General features: G+C 68.3%; 3 protein-coding genes and 1 pseudogene. 3 read left to right on the forward strand and 1 reads right to left on the reverse strand.

Going from position 1 to position 3154, the window contains the following annotated elements:
• Together ABZ457_RS30555 and ABZ457_RS30560 are read left to right on the forward strand one after the other, a co-directional pair.
• On the forward strand, nt 1-192 hold a 192-nt coding region (locus ABZ457_RS30555), incomplete at its 5' end, for a transposase (RefSeq protein WP_359164315.1).
• Entirely contained in the window at nt 105-1184 is a 1080-nt protein-coding gene (locus ABZ457_RS30560; protein ID WP_359164318.1) for an IS256 family transposase, read from the forward strand. The genes ABZ457_RS30555 and ABZ457_RS30560, both read left to right, overlap by 88 nt.
• A gap of 671 nt (nt 1185-1855) precedes the next feature.
• Here ABZ457_RS30560 and ABZ457_RS30565 read toward each other — a convergent pair.
• Nucleotides 1856-2491, reverse strand: coding sequence for a hypothetical protein (locus ABZ457_RS30565; protein ID WP_359164321.1), 636 nt, complete (start codon nt 2489-2491; stop codon nt 1856-1858).
• Between ABZ457_RS30565 and ABZ457_RS30570 the strand changes: the two are divergent.
• Nucleotides 2450-2889 (forward strand): annotated as a pseudogene (locus ABZ457_RS30570) (transposase); the annotation flags it as partial. The gene ABZ457_RS30565 and the pseudogene ABZ457_RS30570 sit on opposite strands and share 42 nt — an antisense overlap.
• Between the last annotated feature and the right edge of the window lie 265 nt (nt 2890-3154).

Below are 3154 nucleotides of genomic sequence, written 5' to 3' on the forward strand. Positions count from 1 at the left end.
CACCTCGGCTATGACAAGCACGACCCTGCCGGGAAGAACGGCGGCAACAGCCGTAACGGGACCCGGGCCAAGACCGTGCTGACGGACGTCGGTCCGGTCGAGATATCCGTGCCCCGCGACCGCGAGGGCAGCTTCGAGCCGAAGATCGTCAAGAAGCGGCAGAAGTGCCTGTCCGCGTGGACGAGATGGTGATCTCGCTGTCCGCAAAGGGTCTGACGACCGGTGAGGTCCAGGCTCATCTGGCCGAGGTCTATGGCGCCGAAGTCTCCCGCCAGACCACCTCCACGATCATCGACAAGGTCATGGACGGCATGGCCGAGTGGCAGAACCGGCCCCTGGACCCCGTCTATCCGGTGATCTTCATCAACGCGATCCACATGAAGATCCGCGACGGTGCCGTGGCGAACCGGCCGATCTACGTGGCTCTGGCCGTCACCGTCGAGGGCCGGCGCGACATCCTGGGCCTGTGGGCCGGCGACGGCGGTGAGGATGCCAAGCACTGGATGCACATCCTCACCGAGATCAAGAACCGAGGCGTGAACGACGTCCTCATGCTCGTCTGCGACGGGCTGAAGGGCCTGCCCGACGCGGTGGAGACCGTCTGGCCCCGCACCACCGTCCAGACCTGCGTGGTCCACCTGCTGCGGAACTCCTTCCGCTATGCCGCCCGCCAGGACTGGGACAAGATCGCCAAGCTTCTCAAGCCCGTCTACACCGCGGCGACCGAGGAAGCCGCACTCGCGCGGTTCGCGGAGTTCGCCGACGCGTGGGGCAAGAAATATCCGGCGATCGTCCGGCTCTGGGAGAACGCGTGGGAGAAGTTCACACCGTTCCTCCGGTTCGACACCGAGATCCGCCGCATCGTCTGCACCACGAACGCCATCGAGTCGTTGAACGCCAGGACCCGGCGGGCGGTCAAGGCCCGCGGCCACTTCCCGAACGAGACCGCCGCCTTGAAATGCGTCTACATGGCCATCATGTCGCTGGACCCCACCGGCAAGGGCCAGGCCCGCTGGACCATGCGCTGGAAGACCACACTGAACGCCTTCGACGGCCGCCTCTCCGCAGCCCGTCAGCAGCCCCAACCACCCCAGTTACACCGCTCGTTTGACAGACCCGGGCCTGGCCCTGGGCCGGGCAGTAGGACCTCGGATTGGACTCTGTCCTGGACACGCCGTAGGTAAGCCCGCGTAGTCGGCCATCGTCGTACCTGGGACGGCCCAGATGGCCCTCCTCGTCTCGAGGCGGGCCACCACTTCAACGAAGTCCTACACGTCGTCGAAGCTGGGCTGGCTCCATGGCTGGTCGGGAGGTGGACCTTGGGCGCCGAGGAGCTGGGTGATCTTCTCGGCTTCGTCGCTCGAGAGATCGGAGAACAGGCGTGCCGTGGTTCCGGGGAGGGCGCGTCCAGGGGTACCTGGGTACGTGCGCCGCGGGCGCTGGCGATGCCGGTGCCGAACAGGCACTGGAGAGTCTCACCGGAGGGGATGCGGGCATCAGCCTCGATGACTCCCTCGGCCTGTCCCAGCGCATCGCTGATGCCGTCGAGTTGGGCGTCATGGGAGATGTCGTCGCCGGGGCCGCCGTATCCGACGTGCGGTCCGTGACGACCATGCGAAGAGAGGTCAGCGGGATGCCGAAGCGGTCGGCCCTGTTCCTCACCTCGTCGAGGCGGGGCAGGTCGTGCTCCTGCCCGGGCGGGAGTTGGCGCCGGGCCTGGGCAACGAGCACATGGAACCGCGGGGTCTGCAGGATCAGCTGGCCGGTCTTCACCGCCCAGCGCCACGGGCTGATGTCCGCGTCTGCTGCGCCGGGCAGGATCATGCAGACGCGGCTGGTCCAGAGCTGGATCGCCTCACGCATGAGGTGCTGAAGGTTGCCGGTGCCGGCGGCCGGGGTGCGCAGCAGGATAGGGAGGCTGATCATGCGGACGACCCGGTTCCAGAATGCGGAGTCGGTGATGTCCTCGGATTCCAGCAGGTACATCAGGGCCGTAGCCGACGCCTCGCTGGGGTGCGGGGAAGCTGGCGAGTGTGGATCCGCCGTCCTGCCAGAGCGCGGCGAGGAAGGTTGACATGCGGTCGGCGACGTCGGTGGTCATCTGCGCGGTGAGGGCGTCGACGGCGTCGCGGGTGGGAACGCGTTCTCCCGCACGGGCGGCCTCGGCTCCCTGGACGACCGTGTTCAGGAACTCCTCGGTCGCCGCTTTGTCGAGGGTGCCGCGGCCGCCTTCGAGAACGGAGCGGGATACCAGACGAGGGATGCCGGGAGAGTCGTCGGCCGGCTGGAGCGCGCCGAGCGCGGAAGCGTCGAGGAGCAGCGCGGTGCTGCTGCCGGGCAGCGGGGGAAGATCTCCTTGCTGCCGTGCGGTGGGCAGTTGACCGAGCGCCAGGAGCACCGGCCGGTCGGCACGGGGACGGCGCTGCAGGTCGTCCTCCAGCTCGCGCTGGCCCAACTCTCCCTGCTCGACCAGGACGAGGGCCTGCGGCACCAGGTGTTCCTCACCGACACCCCTACTGCGGCCAGGGCTCCGCCCAGTTCCTGGAGGTCCGCCACCGCGGACACGCCACCGTCGAAGACCACATCCGGTGCGGCAAGACCACCGGCTTCGGCCGCTTCCCCTCCCGCCACTTCGCCATCAACGCCGTCTGGCTCGAACTCAGCCTCGCAGCGATCGACCTCCTCACCTGGACCCGCGTCCTGCTACTGGACGGCGAGCTGGCCGACGCCGAGCCCAAGAAACTCCGCCACCGGCTCCTGCACGTCGCCGCCCGCCTCACCCGCGGCGGCCGACGCCTCCACCTGCGAATCTCCGCCACCTGGCCATGGCGACACGAACTCGCCGCCGCCTTCCACCGACTCGCGGCCCTGCCCCGCCCAGCCAGCTGACCGGCATGCCCCCGACCACCACCCGCGACCCGACGAACCCTGGAGAACCCGACCACCGCGCCAGGACTCCGCCATGCCCGAACACCGAAATCGCGTCGACCACCCGACAGTTACCCCTCAACGACGCCTCATCGCCCCAAGTGAAACGGCGAGACGAGGACGACATCGCTTAAGACCGTGTCCTATGTGGTGAGGCGGACGAGGCGCTTGTAGCAGCAGATGGCTGCGGCGAGGCCGAGAAAGGCCAGGTAGTTGCGGGGGTGGC

Origin of the sequence: Streptomyces sp. NPDC005805, assembly GCF_040630445.1 — a bacterium.
In the GTDB taxonomy this organism is placed as follows: domain Bacteria; phylum Actinomycetota; class Actinomycetes; order Streptomycetales; family Streptomycetaceae; genus Streptomyces.